Raw genomic sequence first — 14,059 nt, 5'->3', positions numbered from 1 at the left:
CCCCGGCCCCGGAGCTGTGCTGGGATCGAGGTTATGAGATCGCGCTTTCTGCCCTACGCCACCACGCCCGGCCGATTGCTGGCCCAGCTGTTCAGCGACGCGGTCATCGTCGTGTGGACGGCGATCTGGTTGCTCATCGGCACCGCCGTCTACGACGCCATCTCGACGATCGCCGACGCCGGCCGTCAAGTCGAGGACGGCACCCACAGCATCGCGGGGAACCTGGCCTCCGCGGGGCATGGTGCACAACACATTCCGGTCGTCGGCGACAACGTCAGCAAGCCGCTCACCTCGGCGAGCCAGGCCGCCCTCGACATCGCCAACGCCGTCCACGACCTGGACACCACGGCCGGCTGGCTGGCGGTGCTGCTGGCACTGGCGGTGATCGCTCCCCCCGTCCTCATCGCGGCCGTGCCGTGGCTTTACCTGCGGCTGCGGTTCTTCCGGCGCAAATTGACCGTGACGGCCCTGGCGGCGACCCCGGCCGGTGAGGAGTTGCTGGCACTGCGGGCGCTGACCAATCGTTCGCCGGCGAAATTGGCCGCCGTCAGTGCGGATCCCGTCGGCGGCTGGCGTCACCAGGATCCATTCACAATTCGCGCGCTGGCCGCACTCGAACTGCGCTCGGCGGGGATCACGATTCGCGGGCACTAGCTGCGGTGAATAGATCGGGTGACGGCTCGACGTCGGCGAGCCGGAACCTCACGATTCCTCGAGTAGTTCCACAACCAAGTGCCGGATGCCGGTGTGGCGGTTGCTTCGGGTCCATTCGACGGGCGCCACCACTCGCACGGCGCCGAAACGCGACAGCAGCTCTTCGTACAACACGCGCAACTCCAGGCGCGCCAGATTGGCTCCCAGACAGTAATGCACGCCTTGACCGAAGCCCAGGTGCGGATTGGGTTTTCGGGCGATATCGAACTCGTCTGCGTGGTCGAAGACCATGGCGTCGCGATTCGCCGAACCCTCCCAGATCTGTACCTTCTGTCCCGCTTCGATCGACTGACCGCCGAGGACGACATCGCGGGTCGCAGTGCGCCGCTTGGACGGGGACGGTGATGTCCAGCGCACCATCTCCTCGACCGCCGTCGGCAACAGGCCGAAATCCGCGCGCAGCGCCCGCAATTGGTCCGGATGCTCGGCCAGCCAGAGCAGCCCGCCCGCCACCGCGTTGCGGGTCGTCTCCGCGCCGGCGCTGAAGAGCAGGCTGAAGAACAGGTACACCTCGAGATCGGACGGGACCGGACCGTCCACCTCGTCGACCGTTGCGTTGGCGACTACCGAGAGCATGTCGTCGGTCGGTTTGGCGCGCTTCGCGGCGATCAGCTCCTGGCCGTAGTTGTACATCCGCGACCCGGCTTCGGCGTCTCTTTCGGAGGCGGACAACTGCGAAAGCGAAGCCTTGCGCGAGCCGCCGAAGTCGAACTGCGGCTCGATTGCCTCGAACAGCCAATGTCGTTCGGATTCAGGCACTCCCAGCAGGATGCAGATCATCTGCATCGGGAGTTCGGCCGCGATGTCGACGAGGAAGTCGAACGGTTCGCCGGGCACCACATCGTCCAGCAGCCGTCGGGCCCGGGCCCGCAGATCATCTTCGACGCGGCGGATCATCCGCGGCGTCAGCCCGGAGCTGACCAGCCGCCGGATCTGCGAATGCCGTGGGTCATCCATCATGTTGAGCACCTGGCCCGCGATGGACAGGTCCTGCAACAGCGTGCCGCCGAACGGCCGAGTCCCGCCGGTCACCGATGAGTAGATCACCGGGTCCTTCAGCACAGCAAGGGTTTCCGAGTACGTCGCAACGGACCAAAAGCCCTCGCCGTCCGGGGTGTTGTCGGTCGGCTCATGCCAATAGACCGGCGCCTCGCGACGGTGCACGGCGAACAACTCGTGCGGGAAACCGTGGGCGAAATTATCCAGATCGGTGAAGTCGATCCCGGAGAGCGCGCCGGCGAGGGTCACAGGATTGCACCCGGAGCATATTTGGCGGCGTCCGGATATCGACCCACCAGCGAATCGACCATCGCGGCAACCTCGTCGACCTGATCTGCGGCGGCGCCGGTGAAGGCTTTCTTGTCCGCCAGCGCCGCGTCGAGCGCCGCGCGATCCAGCGGCAGTCGCTCGTCGGCGGCCAACCGGTCCAGCAGATCGGGCTCGGCGCCGCGTTCCCGCATCGCCAATGCCGTTGCCACCGCGTGCTCGCGGATCACGTGGTGCGCGGCCTCACGCCCCATGCCGGCCCGTACCGCTGCGATCAGCACCTTGGTGGTGGCCAGGAACGGCAAATAGCGGTCCAGCTCCCGCTCGATCACGGCGGGGTAGGCGCCGAATTCGTCGAGCACCGTCAAGAATGTCTCGATTTGGCCGTCGATAGCAAAGAAGCTGTCCGGCAAGGCAACTCGGCGTACCACCGAGCAGAAGACGTCGCCCTCGTTCCACTGCGCGCCGGCCAGCTCGGCGGCCATCGAGGCATACCCGCGCAGCACCACCTGCAGTCCGTTGACCCGTTCACAGCTACGGGTGTTCATCTTGTGCGGCATCGCCGAGGAACCCACCTGACCCTCCGCGAACCCTTCGGTCACGAGTTCGTGCCCCGCCATCAGCCGGATGGTGTGGGCCATCGATGACGGTCCGGCACCCAACTGCACCAGCGCGGAGAGCACGTCGTGGTCCAGCGAACGCGGATACACCTGCCCGACGCTAGTCAAAACCGTTGCGAAACCCAGGAATTCAGCAATACGCCGTTCGAGCTCGCTCAGCTTGACCGGATCGCCGTCGAGCAGGTCGAGCATGTCCTGCGAGGTACCCATCGGCCCCTTGATCCCGCGCAGCGGGTAACGGTCGATCAACTCGCGAAGTCTGGTCAATGCCACCAGCGTCTCCTGAGCCGCGGATGCGAACCGCTTGCCCAGCGTGGTGGCCTGCGCGGCGACGTTATGGCTGCGCCCCGCCATCACCAGGTCGCGATACAGCACCGCCCGCTCGGCGAGCCGCGCGACCACCGCCACCCCATGGGAGAAAACCAGCTCCAGGGACCGCCGGATCTGCAGCTGCTCGACATTCTCGGTCAGATCGCGACTGGTCATCCCCTTGTGCAGATGCTCGTGACCGGCCAGCGCGTTGAATTCCTCGATGCGGGCCTTGACGTCGTGGCGCAGCACGCGTTCGCGGGCCGCGATCGACGCCAGGTCCACATCCTCGAGCACTCGCTCGTAGTCGGCGACCGCCTCGGCGGGCACGGGAACACCGAGTTCGGACTGAGCCCGCAACACGGCCAGCCACAGCCGCCGCTCCGCGACGACCTTGGCCTCCGGCGACCAGATCCCGACCATCTCGGCGCTGGCGTACCGGGCGGCCAGCACATTCGGAATGCTCACAAGCACACAGCTTACGGTCGGCCCAGCCGGCATGGTTCTTCGCTTCGGCAGGACCCAAAGTGCCCGCCTCCGAGCGACAATTTGATCGTCACCCTGACGAATCTCCACGTTGTCGCTCGGAGGCGGGCACAGGGGACGTCGCTTCGACAAGACACCGATGCGACGAGCGCTGACGGCATAACCTGTCCCGATGCATTTCCTCGGCGTCGACCTCGCGTGGGGCATCCGCAATCCCACCGGTGTCGCCGTCGTCGACTCCGACGGTTGTCTGGTCAGCGCTGGCGCGGTCCGCGACGACGACGAAATCCTGGCGGCATTGCGCCCGTACGTGTGGGGCGATTGCTCGGTCGGCTTCGACGCGCCCCTCGTGGTGAACAACCGCACTGGTCAGCGCCCGGCCGAGACGGCGCTCAACCGCGACTTCCGCAGATTCGAGGCGGGCGCACACCCGGCCAACACCGGAAAACCCGAGTTCGCCAATGGGCCCCGCGCGGCGCGGCTGGCCGAGGCGCTGAGCCTCGACATGGATCCACGCTCCACCACGATGCGGCGCGCGCTCGAGGTGTACCCGCATGCCGCGACCGTGGCGCTGTTCCGGCTCGAGCGGACCCTGAAATACAAGGCCAAGCCGGGCCGCACCCTCGAGCGGCTCCGATCCGAGTTGCTATTGCTGATGGACGGGGTCGAGCGGCTTGCCGACACCGACGTGCCGATGCGCGTCGCCGACCACCGCGACTGGGTCGCGCTGCGCGAGCAGGTGACCGGCGCGCAGCGCAAGAGCGAGCTGCGTCGCGCCGAAGACCCGGTCGACGCCGTGGTCTGCGCCTATGTGGCGCTGTACGCGCAGCGCTGTCCGGCCCGCATCACGATTTACGGGGACTTGGCCAGCGGGTACATCGTTACGCCGTCGCTACCGCCGGAGCTCACCGGTCGGTGAGGGATCAGATCCGCACCGGGCGCTCGTCGATGGGTGCCAGGACGTCGATGATGTCGATCACCGTTCCCATTGCCGCGGTGCGCGGATCGCGCCCTTCGACCAGCGCGGAGACCACCGAGCCGTCGACCGCGCAGATCAAAGTGCAGATCAGCTCGATACGCACGGCTCGACCGGATCTTTCGATCGCCTCGGCGACGGCGTCGGCACGCTGACGCAGGCTGCGGCGCATGGTTTCGCGCAGCGCGGTCAGCCGAGTGCAGGCGATGTTGCGCTCGTATCGCGAGATCAGCTGCTCGACGAGGGTCTGATCGGAGAGGTCGCCCACCAATAGGTCGACCAGTACTTCGGCGGTGGTCTCGGGCCCGCGGCGCCGGCGGGACAGCGCGTTGACCCGCGCTCGCAGCTGCGCCACCTCGATCATCGCGATGTGTTCGACCGCGCGCGCGATCAAATCGTCCAGGGACGAGAAGTAATAAGTGGTGGACGCCAGGGGCAGACCGGCGCGCTGTGCGACCGCGCGGTGCCGCACCGCTTCGAACCCGCCTTCGGCAAGCAGCTCGGCGGCAGCGCTCACTAGCGCATACCGTCGACGTTCTCCTTTCGGAGTAACCGCTGCAGTCACGAGTAGCCATCGTGCCAGTCAAAGTGGTACTGCATTGCCATTTCCGCTAAACGGCCCGCCAGACCGGCATGGCATGATGGCCCGCATGCCCGACTTGAGCCGTCGCGCGGTGCTCAGTCTTGGTGCCAGCGCGGCTATAGGAGCAGCGGGCGCGTTTGCGCTCGACAACCTATTACACACCAGAACAACTCGCAGCATCCCGGTTTCGAGCGCGAGCACGCAGGCTCCGTTGGCGCCGTCGACCGCGCCGCTGGAACCGGCTCCTCCCGGGGACCCCGCGCCGACGATGACAACGGGTGCCTTCACCTCCGCGGCGCGTGGCGGGATATCGACAAACTGGGCGATCGCCCGGCCCCCGGGACAGACCAAGGCCCTGCGTCCGGTCATCGCCCTGCACGGCAAGGGCAGCGACGCGGCCACGGTAATGGCCGGCGGTGTCGAGCAGGGTCTGGCTCAGGCCGTCAACGCGGGACTGCCGCCGTTCGCGGTCGTCGCCGTCGACGGCGGCGGCGGCTACTGGCACAAGCGGTCCTCGGGCGAAGACTCCGGTGCGATGGTGCTGAACGAGCTGATTCCGATGCTGGACAGCCAGCGGCTGGACACCTCGCGGGTGGCATTCCTGGGCTGGTCGATGGGCGGCTACGGCGCGCTGCTGCTCGGCGGCCGGCTTGGACCGGCGCGCACCGCGGCGATCTGCGCGGTGAGCCCGGCGCTGTGGATGTCATCCGGCGCCGCCGCACCCGGCGCTTTCGACGGTCCCGACGACTTCGCGGCGAATTCGGTGTTCGGAATGCCGTCGCTGGCGTCCATTCCGATCCGGATCGACTGCGGCGACAGCGATCCCTTCTACGACGCGACCAAGCAGTTCATCGCGCAGTTGCCCCACCCGCCCGCAGGTGGTTTCTCGCCCGGCGGGCACAACCCCGCGTTCTGGAGTTCACAGCTGCCGGCCGAATTGACCTGGATGGCACCGCTGCTGACGGCCTAGTCGCGCTACCCTCGCGGACGTGAGCACGCCATTCGACTGGAACCTCCCCTACGCCTGGCCGCGCAAGCCCGTTCTGGGGTCGAACGTCGTGTGCACGTCGCAACCGCTCGCCGCCCAAGCCGGTCTTCGGATGCTTGCCGAGGGCGGCAGTGCAGTTGACGCGGCCGTTGCCACCGCGATCACACTGACCGTGGTGGAGCCGGTCTCCAACGGCATCGGCTCAGACGCCTACGCCATCGTCTGGGACGGCAAGCAGTTACACGGGCTGAACGCATCCGGCCGCTCGCCGGCCGCGTGGACGCCGGAGTACTTCGGCGGCAACGGTGTTCCCGCGCTGGGCTGGAATTCGGTGACCGTGCCGGGAGCGGTGTCGGCCTGGGTCGAGTTGCATGCCAAGTTCGGCAAACTCCCGTTCGAGCGCCTCTTCGAGCCGGCGATCTCCTACGGCCGCAACGGCTTCGCAGTGTCACCGACGATCGCGCAGCAATGGGCTGCCCAGGTCCCGACGTTCGAATCACAGCCGGGTTTCGCCGAGGCGTTCCTGCCCGACGGGCGGGCACCGAAACCCGGTGAGCGCGTTCGCCTTCCCGAGCACGCAGCAACACTGGAAAAGATCGCCGCGACCAACGGCGCGGCCTTTTACCGCGGCGAACTGGCGGCCCAACTCGAAGCGCACGCGACGGCGAACGGCGGCGTGTTGCGCGCCAGCGACCTCGCCGCCCACCGCGCCGATTGGGTGGGCACGATTTCGGGTACCTATCGCGGCTACACCGTCCACGAGATCCCGCCCAACGGCCAGGGCATCGTCGCGTTGATTGCGCTCGGAATCCTCGCGCAATTCGAAATGTCCTCGCTGCCGGTCGATTCCGCCGACAGCCTGCACCTGCAGATCGAAGCGCTCAAGCTGGCCTTCGCCGACGCGCAGGCCTACGTCTCCGACATCGACCACATGGCGGTGCGCCCCGAAGACCTGCTGGACTCCGAATACCTGAAGCAGCGGGCCGCGCTGATCGACCGCAATCTGGCCCAGCCCGCATCGGCCGGCGCCCCGGCGGGGGGCACCGTCTATCTCACCGCGGCCGACGCATCGGGAATGATGGTGTCGATGATCCAGTCGAACTACATGGGGTTCGGCTCCGGCGTGGTGGTGAGGGGCACCGGCATCTCATTGCAGAACCGCGGAGCGGGTTTCGTTGCGGATCAAGGACATCCGAACCAGGTCGGGCCGAACAAGCGGCCCTACCAGACGATCATTCCGGGTTTTGTCACCAAGGACGGCGCGCCCGTGATGAGCTTCGGGGTCATGGGCGGTCCGATGCAACCCCAGGGCCACGTGCAGGTGTTGGTCCGCATCGCCGACTACGGCCAGAATCCGCAAGCGGCCTGCGACGGCCCGCGGTTTCGCTGGTTACAGGGCATGCAGGTGGCCTGCGAGCCGGCCTTCCCGCCGGCGGCACTCGACGAGTTGCGTCGGCGCGGGCATGACCTGCTCACCGTCGACGACTACAACGCCTTCGGCAGCTGCCAGGCGATCTGGCGCCTCGACGACGGGTATCTCGCGGCCAGCGACCCACGTCGGGACGGGCAAGCCACCGCGTTCTAGACGTGGATTTTGCCCTCTTGCGCCGACAACCCGATATCGGTCCGGAAATGGCTGCCCGGCAACCGAATTGAGTCCAGGATCCGGTAAGCTGCCGCGCGCGCACCGGTAAGGTCGGCGCCGGTGCCGACCACCGACAGCACCCGTCCGCCCGACGAGACGATCGCCCCGTCGTCGCGCCGCGCTGTCCCGGCATGGAGCACACCGTCGGCTTCGGATCCGGCGATGACGTCGCCGACTCGCGGGCGTCCGGGATAGTTCTCGGCAGCCAGCACCACGGTCACGGCCGCACCGTCTTTCCAGCGCAACTCGCCGAAGTCGGCCAGCGCGCCGGTACTGGCAGCATGCAGCAGCTGCCCGAGTGGTGACTCCAGCAGGGCCAGCACCGCCTGGGTCTCCGGATCGCCGAAGCGGCAATTGAATTCGACCACCGCAGGCCCCTTGGCGGTGATCGCGAGGCCGACATAGAGCAATCCAGAGAAAGGGCAACCACGCCGAACCATCTCGGCCGCAACGGGTTCGACGATCCCGCTGACGATGCCGCGGCACACATCGGCGGGCAGCCACGGCAACGGCGCGTAAGCGCCCATGCCACCGGTGTTCGGGCCCGCGTCGCCGTCGCCCACCCGCTTGAAATCCTGTGCAGGCAGCAGCGGCACCACCGTCTCGCCGTCGACCACACAGAACAGCGAAACCTCGGGCCCGTCGAGGAAGGACTCCAGCAACACGGGATGACCGGACTCGAGCAAGCTCGCGCCATGGGCGCGGGCGACGTCGCGATCAGGCGTGACCACCACGCCCTTACCGGCCGCCAGAGAATCGTCCTTGACCACCCAGGCTGGGTCACCCACGGGCGGTCCGAAGCGACCGAGGGCCGCATCCAAATGCGCCGGATTGTCCACGATTTCGCTCGATGCGGTCCGCACCCCGGCGGCCGCCATGACCTCCTTGGCGAACGCCTTCGATCCCTCGATACGAGCCGCAGCCTTGCTGGGGCCGAAGCACGCGATGCCGGCGGCGCGCACAGCGTCGGCGACCCCGAGCACCAATGGCACCTCGGGTCCGATGACGACAAGGTCGGCACCGACCTCGCGGGCCAGCGCGACGACATCCGCGCCGGAGGTGACGTCGACGTCGTGCTGCTCGGCCAACCTGCCGGTGCCGGCGTTGCCGGGAGCAATGGCCAGCCCCGTGACCTGCGGATCTCTACTGAGAGCCAGCAGCAGGGCATGTTCTCGGGCACCGGAGCCGATCACCAGAACGCGCACGACAGGTCAGACTAGCGGCACGGCGTTACAGGATCTTCTCGAGCAGGTTCGTGAGGTCCTTTTGCTGTGCTGCCGTCAGGCGTCCAAGTCGCTTGTTGAACTCGGCGGACAGCAGCGCCAAGCCTTTCGCGGCAGCTTGGCGCCCGGCCGGGGTCAGCAGCAGCCGATGGCGGCGCAAATCCGCCGGGTCGATCTCTCGTCGCACGAATCCGGCGGCCTCGAGTCGCTTCAAGTACAACGTCACCGTTGCCTTGGGCATGCTCAGCGTGGCGGCCAACTCGGCCGGGTAGGGATGCTCGTCGATCTCGGCGAGCAGGAACAGCTCCTTGGACTCGAGCCCCAGCGCGCAGATGTCGGCCTCGGCGCACGATATGACCGAGAGCAGTACCCGATAGTTCAGTGACCAGATCTTGGCCGCATCAATCGCAGACATCGACTTGCCAGATCGTTCAGCCACGAACTAGTTTAGTAATGAACAACCTCATATCCGAACAATCTACCAGGAGTGGCCATCATGCCTCTGGATCAATACGTGACACTCGGACGGTCCGGCTTGCGCGTCAGCCCCCTGTGTCTGGGCGCGATGACCTTCGGCGAAGACCTCGGCTGGGGCACCAGCGTGGAAGAGTCGCAACAGATCATCGATCGCTACATCGAACTCGGCGGCAACTTCATCGACACGGCCAATTTCTACACCCGCAGCCACTCCGAAAAAATCATCGGCGACCACCTCGGACGCCACGCAGCGCGGCGCGATCGCCTGGTGATCGCGACGAAGTTCAGCGGCAACCTGTACCCGGGTGACCCCAATGGTGGCGGCGCGGGCCGCAAATCATTGATCAGCGCCTGCGAGAACTCGTTGCGGCGGCTGCAAACCGACTACATCGACCTGTACTGGCTACACATGTGGGACAAGAACACCCCTATCGAGGAGACGATGGCGGCGCTCGACGATCTCGTGACGGCCGGCAAGGTTCGCTACATCGGCGTTTCGGACACCCCGGCGTGGAAGATCGTCGAGGCCAATCTGATCGCCCGTTTCCGCGGCTGGTCGACGTTCATCGGCCTGCAGATCGAGTACTCGCTGCTGGAACGCACCGTCGAACAGGAACTGGTCCCGATGGCCGGCGAATTCGGCCTGGGCATCACGCCATGGTCTCCGCTGAAGGGCGGCGTGCTCAGCGGGAAGTACACGCGGCGAAACGCCGGACAGCACAATGCCGATCGCGGTGCGATGGTCGGTGCATTCCTCAACGACAAGACCTACGCGCTGATCGACGAACTCGAGGCCATCGCCCGCGCACACGAGACCAACGTTGCCAGCGTCGCGCTGGCGTGGCTGGGCGCACAGCCCGCCGTCTCGTCGATCATCATTGGGGCACGCAGACTTTCGCAGCTCGACGACAACCTCCGCGCCGTCGACGTCAACCTCACCGATGACGAACTGACTCGATTGAGCGAATTGACCAAGCCGAGACTCGGTTTCCCGCAAGGCATGATGGACATGGCGCCAGGCATCATCCAAGGCGGAACCACGGTCAACGGTGTCTACGGAGCGCCCTCCGAATTCGTGATGCCCGAAGGTGGTCAGCCGTACTGAGTTAGCGGGTCAGTCGCCTGAGTGCATCTTCAGCGCGGCATCGACGTTGGCCTTCTTGTCCTCGCCGGCCCCCTTGGCGGCGGCCTTCTTGCGCTTCGCGACGACGGCTGAGACCGCGCCGTTGAACGCGGAACCCAGCGGAAAGCCGAGGTAGTGGGTGAGGAAAACGGCCATCTCCTTGAGCTCGTCCTCGGTGAGTTCGCCGTTGAGCAGTGCCGCGTTGATCTGGATCTCCGCCAGGTCGCGGCTGCCAACCGCGGTCACCGCCGTCAACGTCATGATGCGCTTGTCTCGCATCGACAGGCCGGGCCGGTTCCAGATGTCACCGAACAGATGGTCGACGGTCAGATCGAAGTAAGCGTCTCCCTCGATATTGGGCATCTCCCACCCGTAGACCTCGTTCATTTTTTCGAGGCCCTTGCGGCGCAGCTCGTCCATTTACGTCTCTTTCTCTGTGTGCGGCACCCCGAGGCCGGCGGCCAGCCCCTCATACGCCAACTGGGCCAGCGGTAGGTCAACGGATACGGATTCTCCGAGGGCCAACGCGAGGCTCAGGTCCTTCTCGCCGAGCCCGCGGGTGTGCAGGAAAGCCTCGTACAGGAAGTTGCCCGGCTCAAGGTCTTTCATGTCTTCGCGCACCATGATCGCTCCCGGCCCGCCGGTGAGCGCATCGGTGTGGCGGACCACCCGGCCCAGCGCCTGCAGATTTAGCCCCGCCGCCTCGGCGAGTTTCATCGCCTCGCAGGCCGCGACGTACGAGGTGAACGTCAACATGTTGCGCGCCAGCTTCATTCGGGTGCCCGCACCCGGCTCGCCAGCATGGATGACCATCGCCGCCCAGTGCTTGAATGCCGGTTTGATCCTTTCGTATACCTCGCGATCGGCGCCCACCATCGTGGCGAGCTTGCCTTCCGCCGCGGCGGCCGCCCCACCGCTGACGGGCGCGTCGACGACATGGATGCCCTGCGGTTTGAGTTCGGCCGCCAGCTCGACCGCGGTGGTGTCGCTGATCGTCGAATGGATCGCAATGACGGTACCCGGCTTGGCATGTGCGGCCAACTCCGCGACGACCTCACGCACCTGGGCGTCGTTGAGCACGGTGATGTGGATGATGTCGGCGGCCGCGATGTCGGCGACGCTGTCGGCGATGCCGGCACCCTTCTCGACCAGTGGCGTCATCGCCTCGGTGCGAATGTCGTAAACCGTCACCCCGCCCGGCCATTCGGTCATCTTCGTGGCCATCGGGGCGCCCATATTGCCCAACCCGATGTACCCGAGCGTGAGGTCTTCAGTCATGGCGCCGCTCCTGCGCATCGCTGCGCTCTGCATCGTCGTCGGCGCGTGTCATGAGCGGAAGATCTGTCCGCCGTCGACGTTGAAGATCTGCCCGGTGATCCAGGACGCCTCATCCGACAGCAGGAACAGGCACATGCCGACGAGATCTTCCGGCTGTCCCATGCGCGACAAGGGAATTCCCTTGATGATGTCGGCAACCATCTCCTGCGGCGTGGTGGACCGGTTAGCCTCGGTGTCGATCGGACCCGGCGCGATGGCGTTGATCCGAATGTTCTGGCCCCCGAGTTCGGTGGCCAGCTGCTGGGTGAGTCCGTTGATGCCGACCTTGGCCAACCCGTAGAAGTTCGAGTACAGCCAGGCTGCGGTGGACGACTGGTTGATGATCGCTCCGCCGCCACGTTTGGCCATCTTCTTGTAGACCGCGCGGGTGCACCACAGCGCACCGTCGAGGTTCACGCTCATGAACTTCTTGTAGTACTCGGGGTCGACGGTAATCAGGAAGTCGAGCTTCATGCCGCCGAAGATCGCCGCGTTGTTCACCAGGTAGTCGATGCCGCCGAACTCGGCCAGCGTGCGGTCGGCCATCTCCTTGGCCGACGCCGGATCCGACACATCGACGGGCAGGGCCAGCGCGGTACCGCCTTCACCCTTGATCCCGTCGGCCACCTTCTCGGCACCCGCCACGTTGATATCCGCGACGACCACGGCCGCTCCCTCGCGGGCCAGCGCCTCGACATAGGCCTGGCCGATGCCACCGCCCGATCCGGTGACGATGGCGACCTTGTTCTCGAATCTCATGTGCTGCAAGCTCCTCTGGTTAAACCGCTGTCGCGATCGTCTTGGTTTCCAAGTACTCTTCGAACCCGGCCAGACCCATCTCGCGGCCGTTACCGGATTGCTTGTACCCGCCGAACGGTGCATCGGCCGAATACCACACGCCGCCATTGACATTGATGGTTCCGGCGCGCACCCGCGCGGCGACCCGGGCAGCCCGCTCCGGGTCGGCACCGAACACGGTGCCGGACAACCCGTATGCCGAGTCGTTGGCGATTCGCACGGCGTCGTCGTCACCGTCGTGCGCGATCACCGTCAGGACCGGTCCGAAGATCTCCTCGCGTGCGACGCGTGCGTCGTTGCCCAGACCGGCGATCAGGGTGGGCTCGATGAAGAAACCCACCTCGCGGTCGGCCGGGCGGCCGCCTCCGCAGGCGAACGTCCCGCCCTCGGCGATTGCCGAGTCGAGGTAGCCCTGGATCCGATCCCGCTGGCGCGCGGAAATCACGGGGCCGCAGATGGTTCCGGGGTCAGTGGGATCGCCGGCCTTGATACCGCCCATCGTCGCGGCCGCGATGGAGACGGCTTCGTCGTACTTGGCCCGCGGCACCACCAAACGAGTGGTGATCGCACAGCCCTGGCCGGCGTGCATGCACACCGAGAAGCCCGCCACCCCCACGGCTCCGGCGAGGTCGGCGTCGTCAAGGACGATGAACGCCGACTTGCCGCCCAGTTCGAGGAAAACCCTCTTGATCGTCGCAGCGCCATCGGCCATCACGGCGCGGCCGGTCGCGGTCGAGCCGGTGAACGAAACCATGTCCACCCGAGGGTCTTTGGACAACATCGCGCCCACACCGTGGTCGCTGGAGGTGACGATGTTGATCACACCCGCAGGAAAGTCGGTGTGCTCGGCGATCAGCTCGCCCAGCACGGCGGCACACCAAGGAGTGTCCGGAGCCGGCTTCAGGACGACGGTATTGCCGGCCGCCAGGGCTGGCCCGATCTTGGCAAGGTTGATCTGGTGCGGAAAGTTCCACGGCGTGATGGCACCCACGACCCCGACTGCCTCACGGGCGATGGTGCGCCGGGTGGGGATACCCATCGGCTTGGCCTCACCGAGATCCTGGTTGTAGTCGTAGGATTCGGCGGTATCGGCCGCGAACGCCAGGTCGTTGACCGGGACTTCGAGCTGAGCGATCGCGGTGAGCATGCGCGGCGCGCCGACCTCGGCGATGGTCATGTCGCGCAGCTCTTCAAGATGCTGCTGCATCGCCTCGCGCAGCTGGCGTACACACCGCACGCGCAGTTCGGTATTGCGCGACCAATCCGTCTCGTCGAAGGCGCGCCGCGCGGCATCGATCGCGCGGCTCATGTCGTCGGCGTTGGCGTCCGCGGCGACTCCCAGCACTTCCTCCGTCGCCGGATTGATCGTCGGAAAGGTACCGGCACCGCCGGGCGACATCTTGCCGTCGATGAAGAGTTCACTCACGCCGTCGGCCAACAAGGCCATCTCTCGCTCCCGTCTATGCGTGGCAAATCCAAGGGGCCGATTCGACACGCCCATTCGAATGGACAGTTGTCTGATAATGCCCCAAGG

14 protein-coding genes are annotated in these 14,059 nt (G+C 66.3%); 5 read left to right on the top strand and 9 right to left on the bottom strand.

Annotation, left to right across the window (positions count from 1 at the left end; all coding sequences use genetic code 11):
• Positions 1–33 precede the first annotated feature (33 nt).
• The gene (locus ACAG21_RS04610; protein WP_370494812.1) at positions 34–654 is read left to right on the top strand and encodes a hypothetical protein; all 621 of its coding nucleotides are present in this window, start codon (positions 34–36) and stop codon (positions 652–654) included.
• A 48-nt stretch (positions 655–702) separates the two neighbouring features.
• On the opposite strand, the gene ACAG21_RS04605 is transcribed toward ACAG21_RS04610, so the two are convergent.
• Together ACAG21_RS04605 and purB are read right to left on the bottom strand one after the other, a co-directional pair.
• Positions 703–1,962, bottom strand: a complete 1,260-nt coding sequence (locus ACAG21_RS04605; RefSeq protein ID WP_370494811.1) for a cytochrome P450 — start codon at positions 1,960–1,962, stop codon at positions 703–705.
• Positions 1,959–3,377, bottom strand: coding sequence for an adenylosuccinate lyase (gene purB, locus ACAG21_RS04600; protein ID WP_370494810.1), 1,419 nt, complete (start codon positions 3,375–3,377; stop codon positions 1,959–1,961). The genes ACAG21_RS04605 and purB overlap by 4 nt, the downstream gene beginning before the upstream one ends.
• A 190-nt stretch (positions 3,378–3,567) precedes the next feature.
• Here purB and ACAG21_RS04595 point away from each other — a divergent pair, with 190 nt between their 5' ends.
• Positions 3,568–4,314 carry a DUF429 domain-containing protein gene (locus tag ACAG21_RS04595; RefSeq protein ID WP_370494809.1) on the top strand — a complete coding sequence of 249 codons (747 nt, stop codon included), beginning with the start codon at positions 3,568–3,570 and terminating at the stop codon, positions 4,312–4,314.
• Between the two features lie 4 nt (positions 4,315–4,318).
• Here ACAG21_RS04595 and ACAG21_RS04590 read toward each other — a convergent pair whose 3' ends face one another.
• A complete protein-coding gene (locus ACAG21_RS04590) occupies positions 4,319–4,936 on the bottom strand; it encodes a TetR/AcrR family transcriptional regulator (RefSeq protein ID WP_036471656.1) in 618 nt (205 codons plus the stop codon).
• Positions 4,937–5,009: 73 nt separating this feature from the next.
• On the opposite strand from ACAG21_RS04590, the gene ACAG21_RS04585 reads away from it, so the two are divergent.
• Positions 5,010–5,924 (top strand): alpha/beta hydrolase-fold protein, encoded by a 915-nt coding sequence (locus tag ACAG21_RS04585; RefSeq protein ID WP_370495035.1) that lies wholly within the window; start codon positions 5,010–5,012, stop codon positions 5,922–5,924.
• Between the two features lie 19 nt (positions 5,925–5,943).
• Complete coding sequence (locus ACAG21_RS04580; RefSeq protein ID WP_370494808.1) at positions 5,944–7,527, top strand: gamma-glutamyltransferase family protein; 1,584 nt, start codon at positions 5,944–5,946, stop codon at positions 7,525–7,527.
• Here ACAG21_RS04580 and purD read toward each other — a convergent pair.
• Positions 7,524–8,792 carry a phosphoribosylamine--glycine ligase gene (gene purD, locus ACAG21_RS04575; protein WP_370494807.1) on the bottom strand — a complete coding sequence of 423 codons (1,269 nt, stop codon included), beginning with the start codon at positions 8,790–8,792 and terminating at the stop codon, positions 7,524–7,526. The two genes, ACAG21_RS04580 and purD, sit on opposite strands and share 4 nt — an antisense overlap.
• A 25-nt stretch (positions 8,793–8,817) precedes the next feature.
• Positions 8,818–9,249, bottom strand: coding sequence for a MarR family winged helix-turn-helix transcriptional regulator (locus ACAG21_RS04570; protein ID WP_370494806.1), 432 nt, complete (start codon positions 9,247–9,249; stop codon positions 8,818–8,820).
• A gap of 48 nt (positions 9,250–9,297) precedes the next feature.
• Here ACAG21_RS04570 and ACAG21_RS04565 point away from each other — a divergent pair, with 48 nt between their 5' ends.
• Positions 9,298–10,392 (top strand): aldo/keto reductase, encoded by a 1,095-nt coding sequence (locus ACAG21_RS04565; RefSeq protein WP_370494805.1) that lies wholly within the window; start codon positions 9,298–9,300, stop codon positions 10,390–10,392.
• A gap of 9 nt (positions 10,393–10,401) precedes the next feature.
• On the opposite strand, the gene ACAG21_RS04560 is transcribed toward ACAG21_RS04565, so the two are convergent.
• The 4 genes from ACAG21_RS04560 to ACAG21_RS04545 are packed head-to-tail and all read right to left on the bottom strand — an operon-like array spanning position 10,402 to position 13,972.
• Positions 10,402–10,830: a carboxymuconolactone decarboxylase family protein gene (locus ACAG21_RS04560; RefSeq protein ID WP_370494804.1), complete on the bottom strand. Its 429-nt coding sequence runs from the start codon at positions 10,828–10,830 to the stop codon at positions 10,402–10,404.
• The gene (locus ACAG21_RS04555) at positions 10,831–11,688 is read right to left on the bottom strand and encodes an NAD(P)-dependent oxidoreductase (RefSeq protein ID WP_370494803.1); all 858 of its coding nucleotides are present in this window, start codon (positions 11,686–11,688) and stop codon (positions 10,831–10,833) included.
• 48 nt (positions 11,689–11,736) lie between these two features.
• Positions 11,737–12,486 carry an SDR family oxidoreductase gene (locus ACAG21_RS04550; RefSeq protein ID WP_342929029.1) on the bottom strand — a complete coding sequence of 250 codons (750 nt, stop codon included), beginning with the start codon at positions 12,484–12,486 and terminating at the stop codon, positions 11,737–11,739.
• 19 nt (positions 12,487–12,505) lie between these two features.
• Complete coding sequence (locus tag ACAG21_RS04545; protein ID WP_370494802.1) at positions 12,506–13,972, bottom strand: aldehyde dehydrogenase; 1,467 nt, start codon at positions 13,970–13,972, stop codon at positions 12,506–12,508.
• Positions 13,973–14,059 lie beyond the last annotated feature (87 nt).

The sequence above is a fragment of the Mycobacterium sp. pR1184 genome, assembly GCF_041287235.1.
Taxonomy (GTDB): domain Bacteria; phylum Actinomycetota; class Actinomycetes; order Mycobacteriales; family Mycobacteriaceae; genus Mycobacterium.
This window is presented reverse-complemented; position numbering and strand designations above follow the sequence as displayed.